General features: G+C 64.7%; 19 protein-coding genes. 13 read left to right on the forward strand and 6 right to left on the reverse strand.

Translation table 11 applies throughout. The annotated features are described in order from the left end of the window. Positions 1-276: 276 nt before the first annotated feature. Positions 277-1,845: a B12-binding domain-containing radical SAM protein gene (locus tag K9F62_00915; protein ID UJX41292.1), complete on the reverse strand. Its 1,569-nt coding sequence runs from the start codon at positions 1,843-1,845 to the stop codon at positions 277-279. Positions 1,846-2,128: 283 nt separating this feature from the next. Here K9F62_00915 and K9F62_00920 point away from each other — a divergent pair, with 283 nt between their 5' ends. After that, positions 2,129-2,413 carry an RNA-binding protein gene (locus K9F62_00920; GenBank protein ID UJX41293.1) on the forward strand — a complete coding sequence of 95 codons (285 nt, stop codon included), beginning with the start codon at positions 2,129-2,131 and terminating at the stop codon, positions 2,411-2,413. A 299-nt stretch (positions 2,414-2,712) separates the two neighbouring features. Here the strand turns inward: K9F62_00920 and K9F62_00925 are convergent, their stop codons facing one another. From K9F62_00925 to K9F62_00940, 4 genes are all read right to left on the reverse strand, one after another. After that, the gene (locus K9F62_00925) at positions 2,713-4,983 is read right to left on the reverse strand and encodes a HAMP domain-containing protein (GenBank protein ID UJX41294.1); all 2,271 of its coding nucleotides are present in this window, start codon (positions 4,981-4,983) and stop codon (positions 2,713-2,715) included. Positions 4,984-5,311: 328 nt separating this feature from the next. Further along, positions 5,312-5,887 carry an rRNA methyltransferase gene (locus K9F62_00930; protein ID UJX41295.1) on the reverse strand — a complete coding sequence of 192 codons (576 nt, stop codon included), beginning with the start codon at positions 5,885-5,887 and terminating at the stop codon, positions 5,312-5,314. A 7-nt stretch (positions 5,888-5,894) separates the two neighbouring features. Continuing rightward, complete coding sequence (locus K9F62_00935) at positions 5,895-6,386, reverse strand: SEC-C domain-containing protein (GenBank protein ID UJX41296.1); 492 nt, start codon at positions 6,384-6,386, stop codon at positions 5,895-5,897. Between the two features lie 191 nt (positions 6,387-6,577). Beyond that, positions 6,578-6,886: a Dabb family protein gene (locus tag K9F62_00940; GenBank protein ID UJX41297.1), complete on the reverse strand. Its 309-nt coding sequence runs from the start codon at positions 6,884-6,886 to the stop codon at positions 6,578-6,580. 578 nt (positions 6,887-7,464) lie between these two features. Between K9F62_00940 and K9F62_00945 the strand changes: the two genes are divergently transcribed. From K9F62_00945 to K9F62_00960, 4 genes are all read left to right on the forward strand, one after another. Further along, positions 7,465-7,971 carry an NAD(P)H-dependent oxidoreductase subunit E gene (locus tag K9F62_00945; protein UJX41298.1) on the forward strand — a complete coding sequence of 169 codons (507 nt, stop codon included), beginning with the start codon at positions 7,465-7,467 and terminating at the stop codon, positions 7,969-7,971. Next, the gene (locus tag K9F62_00950; protein UJX41299.1) at positions 7,971-9,869 is read left to right on the forward strand and encodes a 4Fe-4S binding protein; all 1,899 of its coding nucleotides are present in this window, start codon (positions 7,971-7,973) and stop codon (positions 9,867-9,869) included. Before K9F62_00945 ends, K9F62_00950 begins: the two co-directional genes overlap by 1 nt. A 2-nt stretch (positions 9,870-9,871) precedes the next feature. Then, positions 9,872-11,938: a [FeFe] hydrogenase, group A gene (locus K9F62_00955; protein UJX41300.1), complete on the forward strand. Its 2,067-nt coding sequence runs from the start codon at positions 9,872-9,874 to the stop codon at positions 11,936-11,938. 235 nt (positions 11,939-12,173) lie between these two features. Continuing rightward, a complete protein-coding gene (locus tag K9F62_00960; GenBank protein UJX41301.1) occupies positions 12,174-12,716 on the forward strand; it encodes a hypothetical protein in 543 nt (180 codons plus the stop codon). 44 nt (positions 12,717-12,760) lie between these two features. Here K9F62_00960 and K9F62_00965 read toward each other — a convergent pair whose 3' ends face one another. Then, positions 12,761-13,774: a GlxA family transcriptional regulator gene (locus tag K9F62_00965; GenBank protein UJX41302.1), complete on the reverse strand. Its 1,014-nt coding sequence runs from the start codon at positions 13,772-13,774 to the stop codon at positions 12,761-12,763. Positions 13,775-14,177: 403 nt separating this feature from the next. On the opposite strand from K9F62_00965, the gene K9F62_00970 reads away from it, so the two are divergent. From K9F62_00970 to K9F62_01005, 8 genes are all read left to right on the forward strand, one after another. Then, complete coding sequence (locus tag K9F62_00970; protein ID UJX43091.1) at positions 14,178-14,894, forward strand: NAD(P)/FAD-dependent oxidoreductase; 717 nt, start codon at positions 14,178-14,180, stop codon at positions 14,892-14,894. A 241-nt stretch (positions 14,895-15,135) separates the two neighbouring features. Continuing rightward, a complete protein-coding gene (locus tag K9F62_00975; protein ID UJX41303.1) occupies positions 15,136-15,597 on the forward strand; it encodes a CreA family protein in 462 nt (153 codons plus the stop codon). A gap of 12 nt (positions 15,598-15,609) precedes the next feature. Beyond that, positions 15,610-18,396 carry a PAS domain S-box protein gene (locus tag K9F62_00980; protein ID UJX41304.1) on the forward strand — a complete coding sequence of 929 codons (2,787 nt, stop codon included), beginning with the start codon at positions 15,610-15,612 and terminating at the stop codon, positions 18,394-18,396. Positions 18,397-18,816: 420 nt separating this feature from the next. After that, the gene (locus K9F62_00985) at positions 18,817-19,476 is read left to right on the forward strand and encodes a succinate dehydrogenase/fumarate reductase cytochrome b subunit (protein UJX41305.1); all 660 of its coding nucleotides are present in this window, start codon (positions 18,817-18,819) and stop codon (positions 19,474-19,476) included. 11 nt (positions 19,477-19,487) lie between these two features. Beyond that, positions 19,488-21,320 carry a fumarate reductase flavoprotein subunit gene (locus K9F62_00990; protein UJX41306.1) on the forward strand — a complete coding sequence of 611 codons (1,833 nt, stop codon included), beginning with the start codon at positions 19,488-19,490 and terminating at the stop codon, positions 21,318-21,320. 373 nt (positions 21,321-21,693) lie between these two features. Beyond that, entirely contained in the window at positions 21,694-22,449 is a 756-nt protein-coding gene (locus K9F62_00995) for a fumarate reductase iron-sulfur subunit (protein UJX43092.1), read from the forward strand. Position 22,450: 1 nt separating this feature from the next. Beyond that, positions 22,451-23,290: a fumarate hydratase gene (locus K9F62_01000; GenBank protein UJX41307.1), complete on the forward strand. Its 840-nt coding sequence runs from the start codon at positions 22,451-22,453 to the stop codon at positions 23,288-23,290. Continuing rightward, entirely contained in the window at positions 23,290-23,832 is a 543-nt protein-coding gene (locus K9F62_01005) for a Fe-S-containing hydro-lyase (GenBank protein ID UJX41308.1), read from the forward strand. The genes K9F62_01000 and K9F62_01005 overlap by 1 nt, the downstream gene beginning before the upstream one ends. The last annotated feature ends 21 nt before the right edge of the window (positions 23,833-23,853 follow it).

A 23,853-nucleotide genomic window follows, 5' to 3' on the forward strand; every position in this document is an offset into this window, starting at 1 on the left:
TTCAAAGGAGCTCATCACCGCCCTGCTCAAAAAAACGAAGCGGGAAAAGCCGTGGGGCACGCTACGGATGACACGCCGCGCCCATGAGGCCGCCCGCCCATGGCTTTCTGCCGGGATGCCCCGGCAGAGAGGGGAAGAACTCGTGCCGCTCATCCCTGACGACGCCGTGGACGCGCGCAAGCTGGAGGCCGAAGCCGACAGGCTGGGCGGAAGCGATATTTGGGGAGGTGGGAGGAGAGGCGGGCCCGATCGCATCGAGGACCATCCTCGGCACAATTAGGATGAGGCGCATCGCCTCGTCTCGGCCTGCTCCCGGATATTGCGCACGAAGGAAAAAAGGTTTTCCCCCATGCCGCAAAGGACGATATAGCGCCGCAAACGGCTGGGATTGCGCCGGGCGACGATGGCCAGTTGCCGCCAAAACTGCCCGCGCGCCTCCCCTGTCACCCCCTGCCTCCAGATCAGGCGCAAAAGAGGCGTGAAGTCAGGGCTGCGGTTTTTTTGGGGTATGGCCAGAGCGGGGTCGGCGTTGGCTTTGGGTGCGGCCCCTGGCATGGAGGCCCGGGTCGGGCGCATGGCAAGCGTGGCCCGAAGCGCCCGCCCAAGGTAGGCCCCCGGAGCGTAAAGGGCGTTTAGGGCCGAGACCTGTTCGGCGAAGATCTCGTCGATGGGCCGCTGGGGGGTGAAATTGGTCAGGGAGTCCCAGCCGCTTTCCGCGATGCCGTCGTACAGCCGGCCTTCCGCCTTGAGTCTGTCCCACAGGGCGGTGTGGGGAAGGGCGCGCAGGACGTTGACCATGACCCAGGGCAAATCCGCCGCTTCGGCGAAGGCCCGCATGCGCTCTCCGGCTCCGGCCTTCTCGCCGTCCATGCCAAGGATGAAGCTGCCGATGACGCTGAGGCCGTTGGCGTTTATGGCGCGCAGGGAATCGAGCAGCGGGTTGCGCACGTTCTGGTGCTTGTGCGCGGCGGTCAGAACGTCGTCGTCCGGGGATTCGATGCCGACGAAGACATAGGAGAAATTAGCGGCGGTAAGCAGGTCGATCAGCGGGATGTCCTGGCCCAGATTAACCGAGGCCTGGGTGATGAAATCAAACGGCTCGCCATGCCTGGTCTGCCATTCGATGATGCGCTCAAGGAGGGCCACGGTCCGGGAACGGTTGCCGATGAAGTTGTCGTCGGCCACGAACACCGTGCCCCGAAAGCCGAGCCGGCGAATGGCCTCCAGTTCGCCGAGGACCTGATCCGGCGTCTTGTGGCGCTGGACCCGGCCGAACAAGCTCACGATGTCGCAGAATTCGCAGGCGAAAGGACACCCCCTGGAGGTCTGGACAGACATGGATTCATAATCGCCCGGGGCAATGAGGTCGTAGCGGGGTGGGGGCGATGTGGCCAGGGCGGGCTTGTCTTCGCACGCGAACGTGCCGCTGGTCCGGCCGGCCGCCATCGCGGCAACCATTTCCGGGATGGTGGTTTCCCCTTCGCCCAGGATGAGAAAGTCGCAGCCCGCGTCCAGCACTTCCTTGGGCGAGGTGGTGGGGTAGGCACCGCCGGCAGCCGTGGCGACGCCTCGGGCCTTGGCCTCGGCAAGAAGATCCAGCAGGCTTTCGCGCTGCACCAGCATGCCTGTGACGAGCAACAGATCGATCCCGTCCCAGTCGGACTCGATCAAAGGTCGAACGTTCAGATCAACCAGCCGGATGTTCCAGTCCCTGGGCAACAGGGCGGCCACGGTCAGCAGCCCCAAGGGCGGCAGGAGAGCCTTTTTTCCAGTCATGGCCAGGGTTTCGCGAAAGCTCCAAAACGACAGGGGCAACGGCGGATTCAGCATGAGGACATTTTTCATTGTGCCTTCCTGCTAGCACACTCGGGACGCTCCCACCATGATTCATTTACGCCGCTCCCCCGGAAAGCAAAACGCGCTTCGCAACAGTCCCAAATACCACTGTAAAACACGCCCACGCTATTTTTTAAATTTTATGGCGGTTTACCTTTACATTCTTCAGCCCATGCGTATATTTGAAAAATAGCCATTCAAACGAGCAAACTTTTTTTTGGATCTTGGGCGTCTCCCGGTGAACAGCTCCAAGCAATACGAAAAAAAATGCCAAAAACGGGAGCAAAAGCCCTTGTCTAAGAAACTTTACGTCGGAAATCTCTCTTTCAATTCCACCGAGGATGACATCCGCACCCAGTTCGCCACGTTCGGCGAAGTCATCAGCGTCAACCTCATCACCGACAGGGAAACCGGCCGCCTTCGCGGTTTCGGCTTTGTCGAGATGGACGAGGAAGGCGCCCGGGCGGCCATCCAGGGCATGGACGGCAAAGAGTTCGGCGGCCGCAATCTGAAGGTCAACGAAGCCGAGGACAAGCCCCGCTCCGGCGGCGGCGGCGGTCGCGGCGGTCGCTGGTAGGCCAAAAGGCTTCCAGCGAACATCCCCGCAAGCAAAGGGGCCAGGAGACATTCCTGGCCCCTTTTTTATTGGCGCCCCAAGCGGGGAAATCGAAATGGCGACAAGGCCCTTGTCGTGATCCTCCCCAGGGCGCGGCCGGTATCCAGGGCCACGAGGCTGCCGGAACGGATGCGCGCCTCCACGCCGCGCACGCCTCCCTGAAAAAAACGGCCCGCCCCCGAATCGGGGACGGGCCGTTTTGTCTTGCCCGTCAATACGCCTGGGCCAACAGAGGGGGAAGGGTTCTTTCCCCAGGCCCCCTACTCCGCCTTGAGCGTCTCCACGAGGCGGGTCAGATTATCGGCCTGACTGGTGAGCTCTTCCACGGAAGCGGCCGCCTTGGCCATGGCGTCGGCCGTTTCCTCGGATATCTTGTTGATGTCGTCCACGGCCCGGTTGATCTGTTCGCTGGCCGCCGACTGCTGTTCCGACGCCGTGGCGATAGAGCGCACCTGGTCGGCCGAGGCATCGACGATGGACACGATCTCCTCGAGCATGCTGCCGGACCGGCCGGCCAGATCCGTGGCCTGATCCACGGCCCGGGCAGCGCCCTCCGCACCCTCGACGCTGGAACGCGCGCCGGTCTGGATGGCCCGGATGGCGTTGCCCACCTCGCTCGTCGCGGTCATGGTCTTTTCCGCGAGCTTGCGGACTTCATCGGCCACAACGGCGAAACCGCGCCCGGCCTCGCCGGCCCGGGCAGCCTCGATGGCCGCATTGAGGGCCAGCAGGTTGGTCTGGTCGGCGATATCGGAAATCACGCTGATGATGTTGCCGATGCCTTCGGCCTGTTTGCCGAGTTCGTCCATATTGGTACGCAGGGACGAGGCCTGCGCCTGGACACCGTTTATGGCCGCGATCACCTGCTGCACCACATCGGCCCCGGCCTTGGCCTTGTCCCGGGCCTGTCCCGAGCCCTCGGCGGCCTCGGAGGCGTTCCTGGCCACCTCGAGCACGGTGGCGTTCATCTCCTCCATGGCCGTGGCGGTCTCCCCGGTATGGCGGCGTTGCAAGTCCGCCCCTTCCTTGGACTGGTCGATTTGCGAGGAAAGGTCCATCGAGGCCTGGGCCACCGCCTTGGCCACGTCCTCGACGAGGGCCGCGGCATTGAGCTTGCCCTGGCGCTCGGCCATGGCGCCCTGCCGTCGGGCCTCGTCGGCTTCGGCCACCGCCTGCCGGGCGCGTTCGGCCTCGGCCGCGGCCTCACGGCTCTTGTCCTCGGCCTGGGCGATCATCCCCTTGAGGTTATCGACCATGCGCGTCAGCGCCTTGGCCAAAACCCCCGTTTCGTCGACCTGATCGACGGCCAGGGTCTGGGAAAAATCCCCTTCGGCCACCTTGCCGGCAAAGGTCGCCGCCTGCCGCAAGGGCCGGACCAGCCCGGCCGCAAACACCCACAATACGCCAAGGGCCAGCACCGTGACGCCGAGGCCCACGCCCACCTGCCACATGGCGCTTTCACGATTGAGCCCGATCAGGGCGGCATCGAGCTCCCGGCTCTGGGCCAAAACGATATCCGGATGGACTCGGATGAGCACGGCCCACGGACGATCGGTGCGGCCCAGGGTAATGGGGGCCAGGGCCCGGTACACTCCCGTGGCCGGGCTCACGTCGATCAGGGGCTTGCCGGCCCTGACCTCCTTGACGATGACTTCCCATTCCTTGGAAATAGTTTTGAGGGGCTGGCCGATAGCCTCGGGATGCTCGCTGCTGGCGACCACCAGCCCGGCGTAACTGATGATGGCCACGTCGCCCCGGCTCTCGTAAAGGCTGGCGTCGACCTTCTTGGCCAGTTCCTGCATGAAGTTGAGCCGCAGGTCCGTGCCGGCCAGGCCGAGATACTTGCCGTTTTCCAGGATGGGCGCATTGATCGTGGCCAGCCAGTCCTTCTTGCCCTGGATGATGTAGGGCAGCGGGTCGAGGACGATTTCCTTTTTCCTCTCGCGTGACTGCTGGTACCAGGCGCCCTTGCCCACGCCATTGTCGTTGAGTTCACGGTTTTCATAATCGACCAGCGCCTGGCGGGCGATCTTCCCGTTGACGTCACGATTCCAGTAGGGAATGAACCGGCCGGTCTCGTCGTAGCCTTCGTCGGCCTTGCCGGCGAATTCCTTGTCCCGGCCATCCAGGGCGTCCGGCTCCCAGGCCGAATAGGCACCCAGAAAATTGGGATTATTCTCGAGGACCCGGTGCAAAATGTCGTTGAGGATATTGCGCACCGGGTTCTGGACGCCTTCCTTGGCGGATATGCGGCCCACATCCTCCCGTACGACTTCGAACACCTTGGCCATGGTCCGGGCGGTGACGAGGTTGTTCTCCAGGGCGCTTTGGATAATGGACGCCTGATTGGCGGCCAGCATAGTCAGATTGCGTTTCGCCTCCGACTCCAGCAGATCCCCGACGCGTTTCGACACCAGCACCTGCGTTTTTCCCGCAGAATACAGATTGTAGCCGACAAGCGCCGCGGCGGTCGCCAGCAAACATCCCCCCGCCAGCAGTAGTATTTTTGCTTGAATCGACTTCAGTTGCATATCATTCCTCTCTTGCCCGTAAACCATCTCTGCCAATTTCAAAAGAAATACTCCGCCAAGGCCGAACACATCACGAATTGAAAAGAGAACGCTTTTCCAAAAAGATGCCCTGTTGCCCTGTTCATGGCCACAGCAAGGAACAGCCGATGGGACTGGATTCTAAAACCATACCACCATGCAAGGCATTTCGCAATGCCGGGTACGCGGCAAGGACGGCATTGCGCCAAATCCACCATAAACACAGCGCACCATGTCGCAACAAGCCGCAATTCTATACTAAAGGCGAATGCACCTCAATTCCCGACGAACGCATTCCGTTTTTTGGGGCCTAGGCACGACGTTCGACAAAAAAGGCGATGATGGGACTGCCCGGCTTGTTGACCAGTTCGTAGCGCGCGGCACGCCAGGCATCGAAGGGAAGGCCCGCGCACCAGGCGGCGACCGCCGCCGCCTCGGCCGCGCCGCCGGGATGGCCGGTGTAGCAGACCACGGCGATGCCGCCGTCCGGGGCCAGCACGGCGGTCGCCGCGTCAAGCGCGGCCAGGGTCGTTTCGGGACGCGTGACCACGGCGGCGTCGCCGCCGGGCAAAAAGCCGAGGTTGAAGACCATTGCCGCCACGTGGCCGTGGTGCGCCCCGGGCAGGCGCGCAAGCATGTCCTCGTGTCCGGCGGCGTGGTAGCGGGCGAGGTGGCCGAGGCCGGCCGCTTCGAGGCGCTCGCGGGTATGTTCCAGGGCCTCGGCCTGGATGTCGAAGCAGTGCACCACCCCATCCGGGGCGACCAGCCCGGCCAGGGCCAGGGCGTCGTTGCCGTTGCCGGCCGTGGCGTCCACGGCCACGCGGCCCGGGCCAAGGGTCCGGGCCAAAAGCTTGTGGGCGAAGGTCAGGGCGGCGGTGGTGCGCACGATGGCGTCAGCGGCCGCAGCAGCGCTTGTACTTCTTGCCGCTGCCGCAGGGACAGGAATCGTTGCGCCCGACCTTGGGCGCGGCCGGGGCGGGGGCCGGGTCCGTGCTTCCGGGGCGGCCATCCACGTAGAGCCAGCAGCCGTTTTTTTTCTTGAACCGGCTGCGTTCGTGCAGGGTCATGGGTTCGCCGGCCTTTTCGAAGGCGGCGGAAAATTCCACCACTCCCGTGTCGTCGTCCGGACCGCCATCCAGGGTGGCCAGAACGGTCAACCCGGTCCAGACCACGTCGACGCTCCAGGCCAGTGTCTCGGCCGGGCGGAAGGCCGCCCGCTGGCGCGAGCCCAGGGTGCGCTCGAGGTGGGCCATGTCGTTTCGGGCGTAGGCGGTGTAGCGCGAGCGCATGAGCGCCTCGGCCGTGGGCGCGGGCTTGCCGTCGAGATAGGGGCCGCAACAGGCCTCGAAGGAGAGGCCGGACCCGCAGGGACAGGGATCGGTCATCGTTGTTTCCAGTATGGCTAGGCCGGAGACTGCCTCCTTCACAGGAGTCTTTCCCCGGATGTTTCCCAAGACGCGCGTCCTGAAAAAGGAAAGTTACCCATTAAAAAATTTAGGAAAGGGAGAGCGCGAGAGGGGAGAACCCTTTTCTTAAAGGGTTTCCCCTCTCGCATCCTCTTCTCCCCCTCTCCTTCCTACACCTCGTAATCGACGACGCGGCGTTCGGACACGACCTTCTTGATGAAGTCCACGACCTCGAGGTGCAGCGGGTGCACGGCGTAGGTCTGCAAGTCCTCCTTGGTCCGGAAGGAGGAAGAGAGCACCACGTCCGTTTCGGGCACGGCGGCGAAGATTTCCGCGCCGACGGCGACTTCCAGCTCCACGGCCTGGGGCAGTTTGCCTTTGAGGGCGAGCAGTCGGGACTGCATTTCGGCGGCGTTGGCGGCCTTGTCGCGGCCTTCGGCCTGGTCCTTGAGGGTCCACATGACGATGTGCTTGATCATGGCGGGCTCCTGAGAATGGGGTTGCGGCCTTGTAGCGCAAACGGGCCCGGGGAGCCAGGGATGCGCGCGGCGGTAGTTTGATGCAAAATAGCAACATGAGATGCAATACTGCAACATTGTGGCGAAATCGCCTCACGCAGATTTGCACAAATCGTTTCATATTGCAACATATCAGTTGCAAATATGCAACACTATCACGCTTTCAAGCCTGCCCCTCTTTCCGCCCTTCTCGTCGACACCCAATTTTATCCAATATTATAAAAGCATTACCAAATTCATCTGACGCTTGCGCCCCGCGTTGCATGCATCTTGCTCCAAAGCCGCATCCACCCGGCGACATGCACCGAAAAAGCGATCCCATAATCGCGCTCGATCTCACGATGCATCGCCGGCCGAGAGCCACAGCGCCCCGGCCGGCATGGCGATACGGCAGGTGGCGGCACAGGTTCGGGGGTGCCTCCACCTGCCCCAACCGGCTCTTCCTCCCGGCCCGCGCGGGCGCCCGGACGCCGGCCGACATGGCGAACCCCGGCACGAAACCTCCCATCCACGCTTGCAGTCGTAAAGGAGAGCATCAGATGGAGCCCAAGTTGGCCGCGTCGCTGGCGGAAACCGCCAAATTCCAGAAGCTGTGCGGCATCCTCGACCATTACGGACGCCACCCGGCCCGACTCGTCCCCATTTTACAGGCGTTGCAGGAAGAGTACCGCTACCTCCCCGAGGAAGTGCTCTCCTACGTCGCGACCTCGCTGCGCATCCCCGAGGCCAACGTCTTCGGCGTGGCCACCTTTTACGCCCACTTCGCGCTTACGCCCAAGGGCAAATACATCGTGCGGCTGTGCGACGGCACCGCCTGCCACGTCAAGCATTCCATCCCCATCCTCGAGGCCCTGCGCGAGCGCCTTTCCCTCTCCGAGGAAAAGACCACCACGCCGGACATGCTTTTCACCGTGGAGACCGTGGCCTGTCTCGGCGCCTGCGGCCTGGCCCCGGTCATGGTCATAAACGAGGACGTCTACGGCCAGATGACCCCGCAGCGGGCCGTTTCGCTCATTGATTCCATCCGCGCCAAGGAGTTGCAGTAATGGAAGGCCCGAACCAGGAATCCACCAGCGTCGCGCCGGCCGCCGTCTCCCAGGCCGTCGCCGGACAGCGCCGCGTCATCGTCTGCGCCGGCACCGGTTGCGTGGCCAACGGCTCGAAAAAGGTCCTCGCCGCCCTGGAAACACAAATGGCCGAGGCCGGCCTCGACGTGGTGCTGGAATTCAAGCCCGAAGGCCACGGCGACGGCGTGCGCCTGTCCCACAGCGGCTGCCAGGGCTTTTGCCAGATGGGGCCGCTGGTCACCATCCTGCCCGAGAACATCCTCTACACCAGGGTCGCCGTGGAAGACGTGCCCGACATCGTGAGCCTGACACTTATAAAGGGCGAGCCCGTCGAGCGCCTGCTCTATGTCGAGCCCCGCACCAAAAAGCGCTGCCTCGGGCCCGAGCAGATTCCCTTCTACCAGCGCCAGTCCCGCTATGTGCTGAAGGAATGCGGCTTCATCGACCCCGACGAGATCCGCGAATACGTGGCCCACGGCGGCTACGGCGCGGCCCGCAAGGCCTTTACCGAGATGGACGGCAAGGCCGTGTGCGACATGATCAGCGCCTCCGGGCTGCGCGGCCGGGGCGGCGGCGGGTTCCCCACCGGCCGCAAGTGGGAGGCCGCCCGCATCCAGGACAACCCGAAAAAGTACGTCATCTGCAACGGCGACGAGGGCGATCCGGGCGCGTTCATGGACCGCTCCGTCATGGAGGGCAACCCCCACTGCGTCATCGAGGGCATGATGATCGCCGCCCGGGGCATCGGGGCCGACGAAGGCTACATCTACGTGCGCGCCGAATATCCCCTGGCCGTGAAGCGCATGCGCCACGCCGTGGCCGAGGCCGAGGCCGCCGGGTACCTGGGCGACGACGTCTTCGGCTCGGGCCAGTCCTTCCGCCTGGAAGTCATGGAAGGGGCCGGCGCGTTCGTCTGCGGCGAGGAAACCGCGCTCATGGCCTCCATCGAGGGCCGGCGCGGCATGCCCGCCCCCAAACCGCCCTTCCCGGCCCAAAAGGGCCTGTGGCGCAAGCCCACCATCATCAACAACGTCGAGACCCTGGCCCAGGTGCCCCGCATCATCGGCCTTGGCGTCGAGGCTTATCGCTCGCTTGGCACCGAAACCTCCCCGGGCACCAAGACCTTTGCCCTGACCGGCCACGTCTGCAACACCGGGCTGATCGAGGTTCCCTTCGGCGCGACCCTGCGCGAGGTGGTGATAAACATCGGCGGCGGCGTCACCGACGACCGGGGCCTGATCGACAAGGCCGGGTTCAAGGCCGTGCAGATCGGCGGCCCTTCGGGCGGCTGCCTGACCCCGGAACTGCTCGACCTGCCGCTCGATTTCGATTCCCTGCGCTCGGTCGGGGCCATGGTCGGCTCCGGCGGGCTCGTCGTCATGAACCAGAAGACCTGCATGGTCTCGGTCGCCCGCTTCTTCATGGAATTCACCCAGCGCGAGTCCTGCGGCAAGTGCGTGCTGTGCCGCGAGGGCACCAAACAGCTGCTGGCCCTGCTCGACGACGTCATCGAAGGCCGGGGCACGGCCGAAACCCTGGAGCTTCTGGAGACCCTCGGCCACGCCGTGCAGATCGGCTCCCTGTGCGGTCTCGGCAAGACCGCGCCGAACCCGGTGCTCTCGACCCTCAAGCACTTCCGGAAGGAATACGAGGAGCACGTCTTTGAGAAGCGCTGCCGGGCCGGGCGCTGCAAGGCCCTGGCCCGCCCGACCATCAACCCGGCCATCTGCAAGGGCTGCCGGTTGTGCGTCAAGGCCTGTCCGGTCGGCGCCATCATGGGCGAGAAAAAACAGCCCCACCGCATCGACGAGGGGCTTTGCGTCAAGTGCGGCGCGTGCGCGGCGGCCTGCAAGTTCGGCGCGGTGGAGGGAATCTAGCCATGGCCAAGTCTGTTGAACAAAGCGTTACCATTGACGGCAAGGTCGTCCCCATCGAAGGGGAACGCAACCTGCTCGAGCTGATCCGCAAGGTGGGGATCGACCTGCCGACCTTTTGCTACCACTCCGAGCTCTCAGTCTACGGCGCCTGCCGCCTGTGCCTGGTGGAAGTCAAAAACCGGGGCATCATGGGCGCCTGCTCCACCCCGCCGGAACCGGGCATGGAGATCCGCATCCACACCAAGGAGCTGCGCGAGATCCGCAAGATCGCCGTGGAGCTGCTTTTAGCCAACCACAACCAGAGCTGCCCCACCTGCTTTCGCAACGGGGCCTGCAAGCTCCAGGAAATCGCCCGCAAGCTCGGCGTGTCCCAGGTCCGCTTCAAGCCCGTGCAGGAGCCCGTGCCCGTGGACGTCTCCTCGCCGTCGCTGGTGCGCGACCCCAACAAGTGCGTGCTGTGCGGCGACTGCGTGCGCATGTGCTCGGAGATCCAGGGCATCGGGGCCATCGGCTTCGCCTTCCGGGGACATAAGACCGCCGTGCTGCCGGCCTTCGGCAAGGGGCTGGCCAATGTGGAGTGCGTCAACTGCGGCCAGTGCTCGAGCGTGTGCCCGACCGGCGCGTTGACCCCCAAGTCCGAGATCGAGGACGTCTGGAACCTCCTGGCCGACCCGGACGTGACCGTAGTGGCCCAGATCGCCCCGGCCGTTCGCGTGGGCCTCGGCGAGTGCTTTGGCGCCGCCCCCGGCGACCCGATCATGGGCCGCATGGTCGCGGCCATGAAGACCATCGGCTTCGACCAGGTCTACGACACCACCTTCGCCGCCGACCTCACCGTCATCGAGGAGGCCGAGGAGTTCCTGGCCAGAAAGGCCGCCGGCGAAAAGCTGCCCCAGTTCACCTCCTGCTGCCCCGGCTGGGTCCAGTTCGCCGAGCAGTACTATCCCGAACTGCTCCCGAACCTCTCCTCCTGCCGTTCGCCCCAGCAGATGTTCGGCTCCCTGGTCAAGGAAATGCTGCCCGAGCAGCTCGGCATCCCGCGCAAGAAGCTGGCCATCGTCTCGGTCATGCCCTGCACGGCCAAGAAGTTCGAGGCGCGCCGGCCGGAATTCGCCAAGGACGGCTCCCCGGACGTGGACAACGTGCTGACCACCCAGGAACTGGCCCGCATGATCGAGCAGGCCGGGCTGCGCTTCAACGACCTCGAGCCCCAGTCCCGCGACATGCCCTACGGCTTCGGCACGGGCGCGGGCGTGATCTTCGGCACCACCGGCGGCGTCACCGAGGCGGTGCTGCGCTATGCCTCCGAAAAGATCACCGGCCAGACCCTCTACGACACCGATTTCAACGACGTGCGCGGCGAATCGGGCCTGCGCGAGGTCAATGTGGAAGTCGGCGGCAACACCCTGCATCTGGCCGTGGTCTACGGCCTGGCCAACGCCCGGGTGGTCTGCGAGAAGATCAAGGCCGGGACCTGCGACTACGACCTCATCGAGGTCATGGCCTGCCCCGGCGGCTGCGTCGGCGGCGCGGGCCAGCCGGTCAACCTCGACCTGGCCGCCCGCAAGCGCCGGGCCCAGGGGCTCTACAGATCCGACAAGGGCCGCCAGCTCCACAAGGCCCAGGACAACGTCTTCGTCAACCAGTGCTATGCCAAGTTCCTCGGCGACGTGGGCGGCCACAAGGCCCACGAGCTGCTGCACACCGGCTACCAGAGCCGGCGGCGCATCGCCGACGAGACCCTCGTGATCCTCGACGGCGCGGGCGAGCCGCGCCTGCGCGTCCAGGTGTGCCTCGGCACGAGCTGCCACCTGCGCGGCGCCCAGGACATCCTGACCGGCCTGCTCGGGCATATCGCCGAACAGGGCCTTACCAATGCCGTGGACGTGCGGGCCTCGTTTTGCCACGAAAAGTGCGCCGAAGGCCCCACCGTCCAGATCAACGGCGACGTCATGACCCACTGCACCCTGGAGTCGGTCATCGCCGCCCTGGACGCGCACCTGCAAAATCCCCTGCCGCCCACGGCCGGCGCGAGCGCCGGCACGGGCTGCGCCTGCGGCAAGGGATAAGAATAGGAAGAGAAGAAAGAGATGCGGGGGCGTTGCCCCCGCACCCCCACCGGGTGGCCGAGGGCCCCCCGGTCCCCCCACAAGGGGGAGGAACGGAAACGGGTTTCGCGTGGCAGCGCGGGACCCGTTTTTTGTTTTGGGAGATGAAGGGGGAGATTGCTTGCGCGCCGAAGCGAAATCGAGGCACAAGGGCAAGAGCGATCCAGGTCGCCAATCCCAAGACAAGGAGCCCGCCATGGAACTACTTGCCGCCTTTCTGACCGCGCTTGTCGCCTTTTTCGCCGCTTCGGCCCTGCCCGACTATGGCAGCGGCCTGCTGCTCGTCCTCGGACCGCTCTTCGGCCTGCTCATGGCCGCGAAAAAAGGCCTGCGCGGCCACGAACGTCTGGCCTACGCGCTCAAATACCTGGTCTTTTTCTTCGTCGGCGTGGGCGGCATCTGGGGCGGGATCGGCCATGTCTTTTTCGCCGACAGGATCGCCGCCTCCATCGGCTGGGCCCCGAGCCCCTTCCAGTTCGAGGTGGGCATGGCCAATTTCGGCTTCGGCCTGGCCGGCATTCTGGTCCCCTTCTTCCGGCCGGGCTACTGGTTCGGGGCGGCCGTTGGCCAGTGCGTCTTCCTGCTCGGCGCGGCGGCCGGCCACATCGCCTCCATGCGGGCCGGCAATTTCGCCCCCAACAATGCCGGCGTGATCTTCTACACCGACATCCTGGGTCCCCTGGCCATGCTGGTCCTTTTTTTCGTCCTTTCCCGAGCCAGGCCCCATCGCCTCCAGTAGGCCGCGCCGACAAGGCTTGCGATATTCAAGAAGTCCCCTCGTCCTCAATTCCCGGAGCCGAAGTGCTCCCGATACCGCCCGGGCGTGACACCGAACGCGCGCAAAAATGCGCGCCGCAACAGTTCGCCGCTCCCAAACCCGCAGGCGCGCGCCGTTTCCTCGAGCCCGGCCGCGCTTGCGAGCTCAAGCCGTTGCCGTGCGGCTTCAAGCCGCAACCGCTCGACATACCGGGCCGGGGTTATCCCGAATTCGCGCACGAACGCGCGCGCGAAATTGCGCGGACTCATGGCGACACGCGAGGCAAGCGCTTCCACCGTCAGATCCTTGGCCAGATTCTCCGCCATCCAGACCTGGAGTTCAAAAAGCGGACTGTTGGCCGGGGCCTGTGTCGCAAGCGAAACGCTGAATTGCGCCTGCCCTCCCGGGCGGCGTAAAAAAAGCACCAGGCGGCGTGCGACCGCAAGCGCCATCGCGCTGCCAAGATCCTCCTCCACGAACCGCAAGGCGAGATCCATCCCCGCCGTGACGCCGGCCGAAGTGTAGATATTGCCATCCTGAATCCAGATCGGGTCGGCATCGACGCGGACGCGGGGATATCGCGCGGCGAGCGTCCGCGCATACTCCCAATGCGTTGTGGCGCCCCGGTCATCCAAGAGTCCCGCGTCGGCGAGAAGAAAGGCCCCGGTACAGATCGATCCGACGCGCCTGACGCGCGACGCCATGTCCCGAAGCCAGGCAATGACCTCCGGATTGCCCGCCGTCATGGCCCCCCTGCCGCCCGCCACCAGCAACGTATCCACATCGTCTCGAACGTCATGATACCGCTTGTGGGCAACAAGGCGAACTCCCGCCATGCCGTCGACATCCAGGGTCTCTTTCGAGGTTGCCAGCAGGATTTCGTATGATCTCGGCTTCCCTCTTATTTTATTCGCCGCCGAGAATACGTTCACAGGCCCGACGACATCGAGCTCCAATACGGGCGACGGCGCGAATACAACCACGCGCCGCGGCCGTCCGCCGCCCTGCTCCCTTTGCTCCGTCTTCAGTTCGCCGCCCATGGACCCTCCACATTCGAATCTCCGGCTGTTCCGTACCCGGCATAGGACATATCGCGCCCGTTTGCCCGCGCTCAAGCCGCTTCTGGCCGAAATAGTGGGGCATTTGTCATTCCGACCAGGCGGTCCCGAAGCTAGAACGAGGCTTGGCTGTGGGCAATGGCGATGCGTCAGGCACCATGTGCCACCTCACGCGAACCTATCTCGGGAGGCATAACGACAACACAGCGGCAGGCGACAGGGGAATGCGGTTGCACCAGGCCGGCCTGGAAAAACGAACTCCGGTCCCGCACCCCTCTCAAAACAACGGCTCAAATCTGGCCATCTTGCCCAATCAACAAACAACAATACAGGAGACTTTGCGATGTCATCTTGGAAATGCAGCAATTGCGGCGAACAGATTGACATGAAATCATTCCCGGAAATATGTCCCGCATGCCATCAACAACATGGCTTCAGCGCGCGAAGGGCTATCGTGCAACGCGACAAGGAGACCTATGCCATTGCCCCGCATATTCCAGGCGGCATCATAACGGATTTCAGCTTGCTGCGGAAACTCGCCGATGTTGCGGAAAAATACGAAGTCAAAGCCATCAAGATCACATCCGCCGAGCGGTTTGCCCTTGTAGGCTTCCAGCCGAACGACATCGACGCCGCCTGGAAAGACCTTGACCTTGCGCCTTCGGCGGGAAGCGGCCTGTGCGTCAGATCGGTCAAGCTCTGCCCTGGAACGAGTTTTTGCAGACTCGGCATGCAGGATGCCGTTGGCGTCGGGCTGCGGATCGACCAGAAGTTTTATGGCTACAACCTGCCCTACAAGTTCAAGATCGGCGTCTCCGGTTGTCCCAACACGTGCGCCGAGTCCTCCATAAAAGACGTTGGCCTGATCGGCACGCCAAGCGGTTGGCGGGTCGTGGCCGGAGGTTTCGCGACCAGTCTTACCCCGCGCTTGGCCGATTGCATCGCCGACAAACTCGATGATGCCCAGGCGATGGAACTCGTCGACAAGATAATCGAATGGTTCCGCGCGACGAACAAGCCCAAAAGGCTGGGACGCCTCATCGACGAGGTCGGCCTCGACACGTTCAAATCGGAATTGGGTTTGTCCGATCCTGGCGCATGACAGCGGCGCGCATTGACCGCGGCCTGCCGCGAAACGGCGGCATGGCGAATTCGGATCCGTAGCCGTGGGCGGCCCCACATGGGGCAACGGGGACCGAAAAGACAAGCCTCCCCAGCGGCCGGATCGGCGACGCAAGCCGGTCCGGCCGCTGGGGACGGCACACCTCGTCTGTCTGGCGCGCCGGGCAATTTTGGCTTATGACCGGCAAACGAATCCGTCTCACCGCAACAACGAGGATCGCATGCGCCGCACCTTTGTTTTCGCCTGTTTCGCCGTTCTGGCCCTGGCCGCCGCGACCGTCCGGCCGGCTGCCGCCGAGGAAGTCGGCTGCGTCACCACCGAATGGAAGCTGCTCGGAGCCAACCATAAAGTCTGCGTCAACGCCTTCGACGACCCGGACCTCCCCTGCGTCACCTGCTACATGAGCCAGGCCCGCACCGGCGGCATCTCCGGGGCCGTGGGGCTGGCCGAGGACCCGTCCGAATTCTCCCTGGATTGCCGCCAAACCTGCGCCATCGACCTGCCGCAAAAATTCCCCAAGAAAAAGAAGGTGTTTTCCGAAGGCACCTCGGTCTTTTTCAAGGACACCCAGGTCACGCGTTTTTATGACGAAAAGCGCAAGGCGCTCATCTACCTGGCCGTCAGCCGCAAGATCGTCTCCGGCTCGCCGAAAAATTCCATCTCCACCGTCGTCGTCCGCTAGGCCGCCCCGTCCATGCGTCCTTACGAATCCGTCGCCGTCGGCCTGCTCCTTGTCGCCGGCGACGGGACCGTGATCGAGGCCGACGCCACGGCCGCAAGCCTGCTGGGGGCCGATCCCGCCGCGGCTTCGCCGTTGCGCACGGCCGACCTCGGCCTGCCGGACGCCCTTTTCAGCCGTCCCCCCGGCCAGGGCGTCCTGCTCCACCGCGACGGCGGCGACGGCGCGGCCCGCTGGCTGCTTGCGGCCGCGCGCCCCGTGCGCCTTGGCGGCGAGACGGCCCGCGCCCTGGTCCTGGCCGACGTCACGGACGTCATAAGCGACCTGGACAAGTACGAGGGGTTTTTCTCCAACGCCGTGGAGGGCATCTTCCAGTCGAGCCCCAGGGGACGCTTTCTCGACGTCAACCCGGCTTTGGCCCACATCCTCGGCTACGACGACCCCGAGGACATGATCGCGACCCTTACCGACCTGCGCTCGGAGCTCTACGTCGACCCGGCCGACCGCGACGCCTTCCTGGCCCAGCTGGCGGAAAAGGACGTGGTCACAGGCCTCGAAACCCGCTTCTACCGCAAGGACCGCTCGATCAAGTGGATCTCGCAGGCCGCCCGGGTGGTGCGCGACGACCGGGGCGAGGTCCGCTACATCGAGGGCCTCAACATCGACATCACGGCCCGCAAAAAGGCCGAGGAAGCCTACAACGACATCCTGGAGCGCTACCGCACCATCGTCACCGGCAGCATCGACGGCGTGATCCTGTGCGGCGCTCTCGGCGAGATCCTGACCGCCAACCCGGAGACCGAACGCATCTTCGGACTCTCCGAAGCCGATCTGGCCCAGGTAGGCCTCTCCGGCGTCATCGACGACTCTGGCGGCGCCCTGGCCGAGGCGCTGGCCAACCTGGGGCGCACCGGCAAATTTCGCGGCGAGTTGACCGGCATCCATTCGGCCGGGGCCGTGGTGCCGCTCGAGGTCTCGGCCAGCGGCTTTCCCCACAAGGACGGGGCGAGCCATGCCGTGTGGATCGTGCGCGACGTGACCGAGCGCAAGCAGGCCGAGTCCGTGCTGCGGGAAAACGAGGAGAAGTTTCGCCGCACCTTCGACCAGTCGCCCATCGGGGCGAGCATCCTGTCGCTGGACTACCGCTTTTTGCGCGTCAATGACGCGCTTTGCCGCATCACGGGCTACGCCGCCTCCGAGCTTCTGGAACGCTCCATGCTCGAGGTCACCCATCCCGACGACGTGCCCGAGACCATCCGCTGGGCCGAGCGGCTTTTAGCCGGCGAGTTCGACCGCTACGAGATCGACAAGCGCTACGTGCGCCAGGACGGGGGCACGGTCTGGGTGCATCTGTCGGTGCGGCTGATCCGCGACGTGGCCGGCCGGCCGCTCTATTTCATGCCCATGGTCCAGGACGTGACCGAACGGATCAAGGCCGAGGCCGAGATGCGCGCGCTTCTGGGCGAGAAGGAATCCCTGCGCTTAAATCTCGAGGCCGTCTTTCGCGCCATCCCGGACGCCATCGTGGTGGTGGACACGGCCATGCGGGTGGTGCGCACCAACCGGGGCCTGACCGACGTCTGCTTCCTCACCGGCGGCAGCGGGACCGGCGAAGCGGGCGCGACCGGGCAGCAGGTGGTGTCCGGGGCCTGCCGACGGGGTTGTTTCTCCGCCCTGCGCGAGACGCTGGCCACCCGGGAGCCGCTCATCGAATACCGGGTGGAATGCCAGGGTCAAAGCCCCGGCCGGGTGGTGGTGGTCAACTCCATGCCGCTTTCCGGCGAATCCGGCGAATTCGTCGGCGCGGTGCTCATCATCCGCGACATCACACGCCTGGCCAACCTGGAAAAACGCCTGACCGACCTGCACAGCCACCAGGGGATCATCGGCAAGTCCAAGGCCATGCGCGACATCTATCCCGTGCTCGACCAGCTGGCCGAGGTGGACACCACGGTGCTGATCACGGGCGAGTCCGGCACCGGCAAGGAGCTGGCCGCCGAGGCCATCCACTACGGCGGCCCCCGGGCCAAAAAGCCCCTGGTCAAAGTCAACTGCTCGGCCCTGTCCGACGAACTCCTCGGCAGCGAGCTGTTCGGCCACGTGCGCGGGGCGTTCACCGGGGCCATCCGGGACAAGGTGGGCCGGTTCGAGGCGGCCCAGGGCGGGGCCATCTTTCTCGACGAGATCGGCGACATGTCCCCGCGCCTGCAACTCGGGCTGTTGCGCGTGCTCGAGAGCAAGGAATTCGAGCGCGTGGGCGAGGCCAGGACCCGCAAGGCCGACGTCCGGGTCATCGCCGCCACCAACGTGGATCTGCCGGCGCGCATCAAGGCCGGGCTTTTCCGGGCCGACCTCTACTACCGGCTGCGGGTGGTGCAGGTGCGCTTGCCGCCGCTGCGCGACCGGGCCGAGGATATCCCGCTGCTCTCCGACCATTTCATGCGCCAGTTCGCGGCCAGCTTCGGCAAGGCCATCTCGCGCCTGTCCGCCGAGGCCATGGCCGTCATCATGGCCTACCCCTGGCCGGGCAACGTGCGCGAGCTCAAGTACGCCATGGAGCACGCCTGCGTGCTGTGTCCCCAGGGCGAGATCACCCCGGCCCACCTGCCGCGCGAACTGCTTTCCCCGCCGCTGTTGCCGGCCGGGGCGGAGCTGCCGCCGCCACGCCGGGGTGGGCTCAGCCGGGAGATGGTGCTGGAGGCGCTGGCCGCCTGCGGCAACAACCGCTCCCGGGCGGCCCGGCGTCTGGGCGTGGACCGCCGCACGCTGTATCGCAACATGGCGCGCCTCGGCATCGACTGAGCGCTCGCCGCAAAAGTGTGGCGAACGCCCCACTTTTGCCCCACCTGTGGCGCAACGCCACATAATGACGCCACACCTTTCCAGACGGCGGATTTTCATCTTCCTCCCAACATCCCATAATAATTGTTTTTTTAGAGAGCGGTTCCCACGCTATCGCTTTGGCATGAACCTTGCCGATAGTGAGATAGCAGAGGAAATGCACTTCCCGCAGGACCGAGGAGAACAGTGCGCCCGCCAGCCGCGCCGGATCGGGCCGCCGCACGGCGAGGGATGCAACCGGGGAGCGGCCAGGCGAAACCGGAAATCCCGCCGCCGCGCCACGCGCCGACGCGTGCAGGGACAACATCGCCTTGAAGACGCGGCCGAAACTGTTACTGTAGTTGCAACCACCAAATCCTTAACCTGGACGGAGGGGAAACGATGTCCGTACCCACTACGGCGACCCACGAGGGCCTGCCCGTCGGCAGGCTTTCAGCCTATCTCGACTGGCTGCAGATGCTCACGGGCGCGGCGCTCATCCTTTTCATGTGGGCGCACCTGATCCTCGTGGCAAGCATCCTGATCGGCCCCGGCACCATGAACGCCCTGGCCTGGTTTTTCGAGGCCACCTACATGGCCCAGGTCGGCGGCCCGCTGATCTTCCTGGCCTTCCTCCTGCATTTCGTCCTGGCCGCGCGCAAGATACCCTTTGCCACCAAACAGCAGCGCATCATGCTGGCCAACGCCAAGCGCATGCGCCACACCGATACCTGGCTGTGGGTGGTCCAGGCCACGACCGCCATGGGCATCCTCATCATGGGCGGCATCCACATGTGGGTGGTGCTGACCAACCTGCCGATCACCGCCGAAAAATCCGCCGCCCGCATCCAGACCGGCTTCTGGTTCGTCTTTTATCTCTTCCTGCTCCCCATGGTGGAGCTGCACGTGGGCATCGGCTTCTATCGCATCCTGGTCAAATGGGGCTTCCTCGATCGTCAGGGACGCTGGTCGATCAAGAAGAAGGAGAACATGCTCACCGCCATCTTCATCGTTGTCGGCGTGCTCTCGCTTTTGCGCTACTACTTCCTGCCGCTCAAATAAGGACGCGACCCATGAATATCATACAAACCGATCTGCTGTGCATCGGCGCGGGGCTGGCCGGCGAACGCGTGGCCCTCGAGGCGGCCGACAACGGCTTCTCCGTCATCTGCCTGTCCATCGTCCCCGCCCGCCGCTCCCACTCCTCCGCCGCCCAGGGCGGCATGCAGGCGGCCCTGGGCAACTCGGCCATGGGAGAGGGCGATTCCCCGGACGTCCACTTCGCTGATACCGTCAAGGGCTCGGACTGGGGCTGCGACCAGGAAGTGGCCCGCCTGTTCGTCAATGCCGCGCCCATCGCCATGCGCCAGATGGCCTTCTGGGGCGTGCCCTGGAACCGCGTGGTGCCGGGCGAACAGACCTATTACAAGGGAGGCAAGCCCTTTACCGCCTATGAAAAGCCGGAAAACGAGGGGCTCATCCACTCCCGCAGTTTCGGCGGCACGGCCAAGTGGCGCACCTGCTACACCTCCGACGGCACCGGCCACAGCGTGCTCTATACCCTGGACAACCGCGCCGCCCAGATGGGCGTCAACGTCAAGGACAAGGTCGAGGCCATCGCGCTGATCCATGACGGCGCGACCTGCATGGGCGCCATCGCCCGGTCGCTCAAGACCGGCGAGCTGACCGCCTACCTGGCCCGGGCCACGCTGATTGCCACCGGCGGTTTCGGCCGCATCTACCGCGAATCCACCAACGCCGTGATCTGCGACGGCGGCGGACTCATCACGGCCCTCGATACCGGCGTGGTGTCCCTTGGCAACATGGAGGCCGTGCAGTTCCACCCGACCGGCATCGTGCCGACGGACATCCTGGTCACCGAAGGCTGCCGCGGCGACGGCGGAACGCTCCTCGACAAGAACGAATACCGCTTCATGCCGGACTACGAGCCGGAAAAGGCCGAACTGGCCTCCCGCGACGTGGTATCGCGCCGCATGACCGAACACATGCGCAAGGGCCTTGGCGTCCCCTCCCCCTACGGCGACCACCTCTGGCTCGACATCCGCCACCTCGGCGAACACCACATCCGCACCAAACTGCGCGAGGTCGACGAGATCTGCCAATCCTTCCTCGGCATCGATCCGGTCCACCAGCTCATCCCGGTGCGCCCCACCCAGCACTATTCCATGGGCGGCGTGCGCACCAACAAGGACGGCGCGGCTTATGGCCTCAAAGGCCTGTTCGCCGCCGGCGAGGCCTGCTGCTGGGACATGCACGGGTTCAACCGCCTGGGCGGCAACTCCCTGGCCGAAACGGTCGTCTCCGGCATGATCATCGGCGGCAAGATCGTCGAATATCTGAAGGGCACGGAAACCACATTCTCCACTGGCGCCGTGCGCGACGCCATGGCCCGGCAGGACGCCCGCATCGCGGACCTCGTTTCCTGCAAAAACGGCCACGAGAACCCCTACACCGTGCGCAACGCCATGTACGACTCCATCATGAAGGGAGCCGGCATCTTTCGAAACGGCAAGGACCTGCAAACCTGCGTCAACGAATTGCAGGAAGTCCTCGGCCGGGCCCGCCAGGTCGGGCTGCGCAGCAACGGCAAGGGGGCCAACCCCGAGCTCACCATGGCGCTCAAGATCGAAGGCATGGTCAAGCTCGCCCTGTGCGTGGCCTACGGAGCCCTGGAGCGCACCGAATCGCGCGGCGCCCATACCCGCGAGGACTACCCCGAACGCAACGACCGCGACTGGCTCAAGCGCACCCTGGCCACCTGGGCCCCCGGCGCGGACCTCCCCACCCTCAACTACGAACCGGCCACCCAGGTCTTCGAGATGCCCCCGGGCGACCGCGGCTACGGCGGCGGCAAGATCATCCCCATGGATGCGCCCAAGGAGTAAGGGGGAAGAAGGTGCCTCCGGCGGCCGGGGGGAAACTTTTTGAAAAAAGTTTCCCCCCGGGCCCCCCTTCAAAAACTTTTAAAGGGGGACCGGGATTGCCAGATGCAATGGCCGGGACAAAGGACGGCCGGAACGCGCTCCGGGTGAGCGAAAAGACAAGCGAGCGTAGGGAGCAGGATTTGCCCCAGGGATGGGCCGAAGGTCGCAGGGCCGGCGGGGGCGTGTGCCGGACGCGAAGGCGTATTCTTCAAATATGCGCCGCGCGCGGCCGCCACACGTCCCCGCCGGCCGACCCAAGCCCCCCCGCCGGAAGGGCAAAACGAACGGCGAACGGTGAACGGTGAACAAGCAGGACACCAAGGAGAACAAGAAGATGGGCAGAACGCTGACCTTCAATATATTCCGCTACAATCCCGCGGACGAGGCCTCCTCGCCCCACATGGACAAATTCCAGCTCGACGAAACCGAGCGCATGACCCTTTTCATCGCACTCAATAGAATCCGCGAGGAGCTCGACCCGACACTCATGTTCGACTTCTGCTGCCGGGCCGGCATCTGCGGGGCCTGCGCCATGGTCATAAACGGCCGGCCGGGCCTGGCCTGCCACACCAAGACCAAGGACCTGCCCGACGAAATCAACCTCATGCCCCTGCCGATCTTCAAGCTCGTGGGCGACCTCTCGGTCGATACCGGCACCTGGTTTCGCGGCATGTACCAGAAGGTCGAATCCTGGGTGCACACGGACAAGGTCTTCGACCCCACCGCCCAGGAAGAACGCATGGACAACGGGCTGGCCGAGCGGATCTACGAGCTCGACCGCTGCATCGAATGCGGCTGTTGCGTGGCCGCCTGCGGCACGGCGCTCATGCGCGAGGACTTCCTCGGTGCGGTGGCCTTAAACCGCGTCGCCCGCTTCATCCTCGACCCCCGCGATAAGCGTACCGAGAAGCAGTACTTCGATATCGTCGGCACCGACGAAGGCATCTTCGGCTGCATGGGCCTTTTAGGCTGCGAGGACGTCTGCCCCAAGGAGATTCCGCTCCAGGAGCAGCTTGGGCACCTGCGCCGCAAAATGGCCCTGGCCGCCGTGAAAAACCTCCTGCCCAAGTTCCTCAAAAAGGACTTTTAGCATGAAGACGATCAAGGCATCCGACATCACCGAAGCCGTGGCCAAGATGTGCGTCACGGCCAACCACGAACTTCCCGCCGACGTCCAGGCCGCGTTCGAGGCTTGCCACGCCGCCGAGGAAGCTCCGGCGGCCAAGGAGATCTTCCGGCAACTGCTCGAAAACTCCGAGCTGTCCCGCACCACCAACCTGCCCCTGTGCCAGGACACCGGGCTCGGCGTCTTTTTCGTCGAGGTCGGCGAGGACGTCAAAGTCGAGGGCGGCGGCCTGCGCGCGGCCATAAACGACGGCATGGTCAAGGGCTACAAGGACGGCTACCTGCGCAAGTCCTCCTGCGATCCCTTCAGCCGCAAGAATACCGGCGACAACGCCCCGGCCATCATCCACTTCGACATCGTGCCGGGTGATGCGCTCAAAATCTGCATGATGGCCAAGGGCGGCGGTTCGGAGAACATGTCGCGGGTCACTATGCTGGCTCCGGCCCAGGGCTGGAAGGGCATCAAGGAATTCGTGGTCAATCGCGTGGCCGAGGCCGGCCCCAACCCCTGCCCCCCGACCATCGTCGGCGTCGGCATCGGCGGCAACTTCGAACTGGCGGCCATCAACTCCAAAAAGGCGCTGATGCGCGCCCTGGACGACCGCCATCCCGATCCCGAAATAGCCAAGCTCGAGGATGAACTGCTCGAAGCGATAAACAACCTCGGCATCGGCCCCATGGGCCTCGGCGGCAAAACCACGAGCCTTGGCGTCAAGATCAAAGTCGCGCCGTGCCACCTGGCAAGCCTGCCCCTTGCCGTCAACATCCAGTGTCACAGCGCCCGCCACAAGGAGGTCGTTTTCTAATGGCCGAACACCATCTGACCACGCCGCTTTCCGACGCCGACGTGGAGAAGCTCCAAACAGGCGATGTGGTCTTTATAAGCGGCCACATCTACACCGCGCGCGACGCCGCCCACAAGCGCCTCGTCGAAACACTTGACGCCGGAGAGCCGCTCCCCTTTGACCTGAAAGGCGCGCTCATCTACTATGTCGGTCCCTCCCCCGCGCCTCCGGGTCGTCCCATCGGCGCGGCCGGACCCACCACCAGCTACCGCATGGATTCCTTTGCCCCCAGGCTCCATTCCCTGGGGCTCAAGGGCTCCATCGGCAAGGGCAAGCGCAACGACGCCGTCAAGGAGGCGTTGCGCCAATACAAGGCGGTGTATCTGGGAGCCACCGGCGGCGCCGGCGCGCTATTGTCGCAGCGCATTACCGACGCCAAGGTCATCGCCTACGAGGACCTCGGTCCGGAGGCCATACGGGAGTTGACGGTCAAGGACTTCCCGCTGTTGGTCATAAACGATTGCCATGGCGGGGAGCTGTACGTGAAGCCGAACCTCGGCTAAGCCGCGCCGTTTGGCGCGTTG

This window comes from Desulfovibrio sp. JY (genome assembly GCA_021730285.1).
In the GTDB taxonomy this organism is placed as follows: domain Bacteria; phylum Desulfobacterota; class Desulfovibrionia; order Desulfovibrionales; family Desulfovibrionaceae; genus Solidesulfovibrio.

Coding starts and splice junctions, on each gene's coding strand:
- K9F62_00915 (UJX41292.1), bottom strand. CDS start 1,845: ATGAAAAATGTCCTCATGCTGAATCCGCCGTTGCCCCTGTCGTTTTGG.
- K9F62_00925 (UJX41294.1), bottom strand. CDS start 4,983: ATGCAACTGAAGTCGATTCAAGCAAAAATACTACTGCTGGCGGGGGGA.
- K9F62_00935 (UJX41296.1), bottom strand. CDS start 6,386: ATGACCGATCCCTGTCCCTGCGGGTCCGGCCTCTCCTTCGAGGCCTGT.
- K9F62_00940 (UJX41297.1), bottom strand. CDS start 6,886: ATGATCAAGCACATCGTCATGTGGACCCTCAAGGACCAGGCCGAAGGC.
- K9F62_00945 (UJX41298.1), top strand. CDS start 7,465: ATGGAGCCCAAGTTGGCCGCGTCGCTGGCGGAAACCGCCAAATTCCAG.
- K9F62_00950 (UJX41299.1), top strand. CDS start 7,971: ATGGAAGGCCCGAACCAGGAATCCACCAGCGTCGCGCCGGCCGCCGTC.
- K9F62_00955 (UJX41300.1), top strand. CDS start 9,872: ATGGCCAAGTCTGTTGAACAAAGCGTTACCATTGACGGCAAGGTCGTC.
- K9F62_00960 (UJX41301.1), top strand. CDS start 12,174: ATGGAACTACTTGCCGCCTTTCTGACCGCGCTTGTCGCCTTTTTCGCC.
- K9F62_00965 (UJX41302.1), bottom strand. CDS start 13,774: ATGGGCGGCGAACTGAAGACGGAGCAAAGGGAGCAGGGCGGCGGACGG.
- K9F62_00970 (UJX43091.1), top strand. CDS start 14,178: ATGAAATCATTCCCGGAAATATGTCCCGCATGCCATCAACAACATGGC.
- K9F62_00975 (UJX41303.1), top strand. CDS start 15,136: ATGCGCCGCACCTTTGTTTTCGCCTGTTTCGCCGTTCTGGCCCTGGCC.
- K9F62_00980 (UJX41304.1), top strand. CDS start 15,610: ATGCGTCCTTACGAATCCGTCGCCGTCGGCCTGCTCCTTGTCGCCGGC.
- K9F62_00985 (UJX41305.1), top strand. CDS start 18,817: ATGTCCGTACCCACTACGGCGACCCACGAGGGCCTGCCCGTCGGCAGG.
- K9F62_00990 (UJX41306.1), top strand. CDS start 19,488: ATGAATATCATACAAACCGATCTGCTGTGCATCGGCGCGGGGCTGGCC.
- K9F62_00995 (UJX43092.1), top strand. CDS start 21,694: ATGGGCAGAACGCTGACCTTCAATATATTCCGCTACAATCCCGCGGAC.
- K9F62_01000 (UJX41307.1), top strand. CDS start 22,451: ATGAAGACGATCAAGGCATCCGACATCACCGAAGCCGTGGCCAAGATG.
- K9F62_01005 (UJX41308.1), top strand. CDS start 23,290: ATGGCCGAACACCATCTGACCACGCCGCTTTCCGACGCCGACGTGGAG.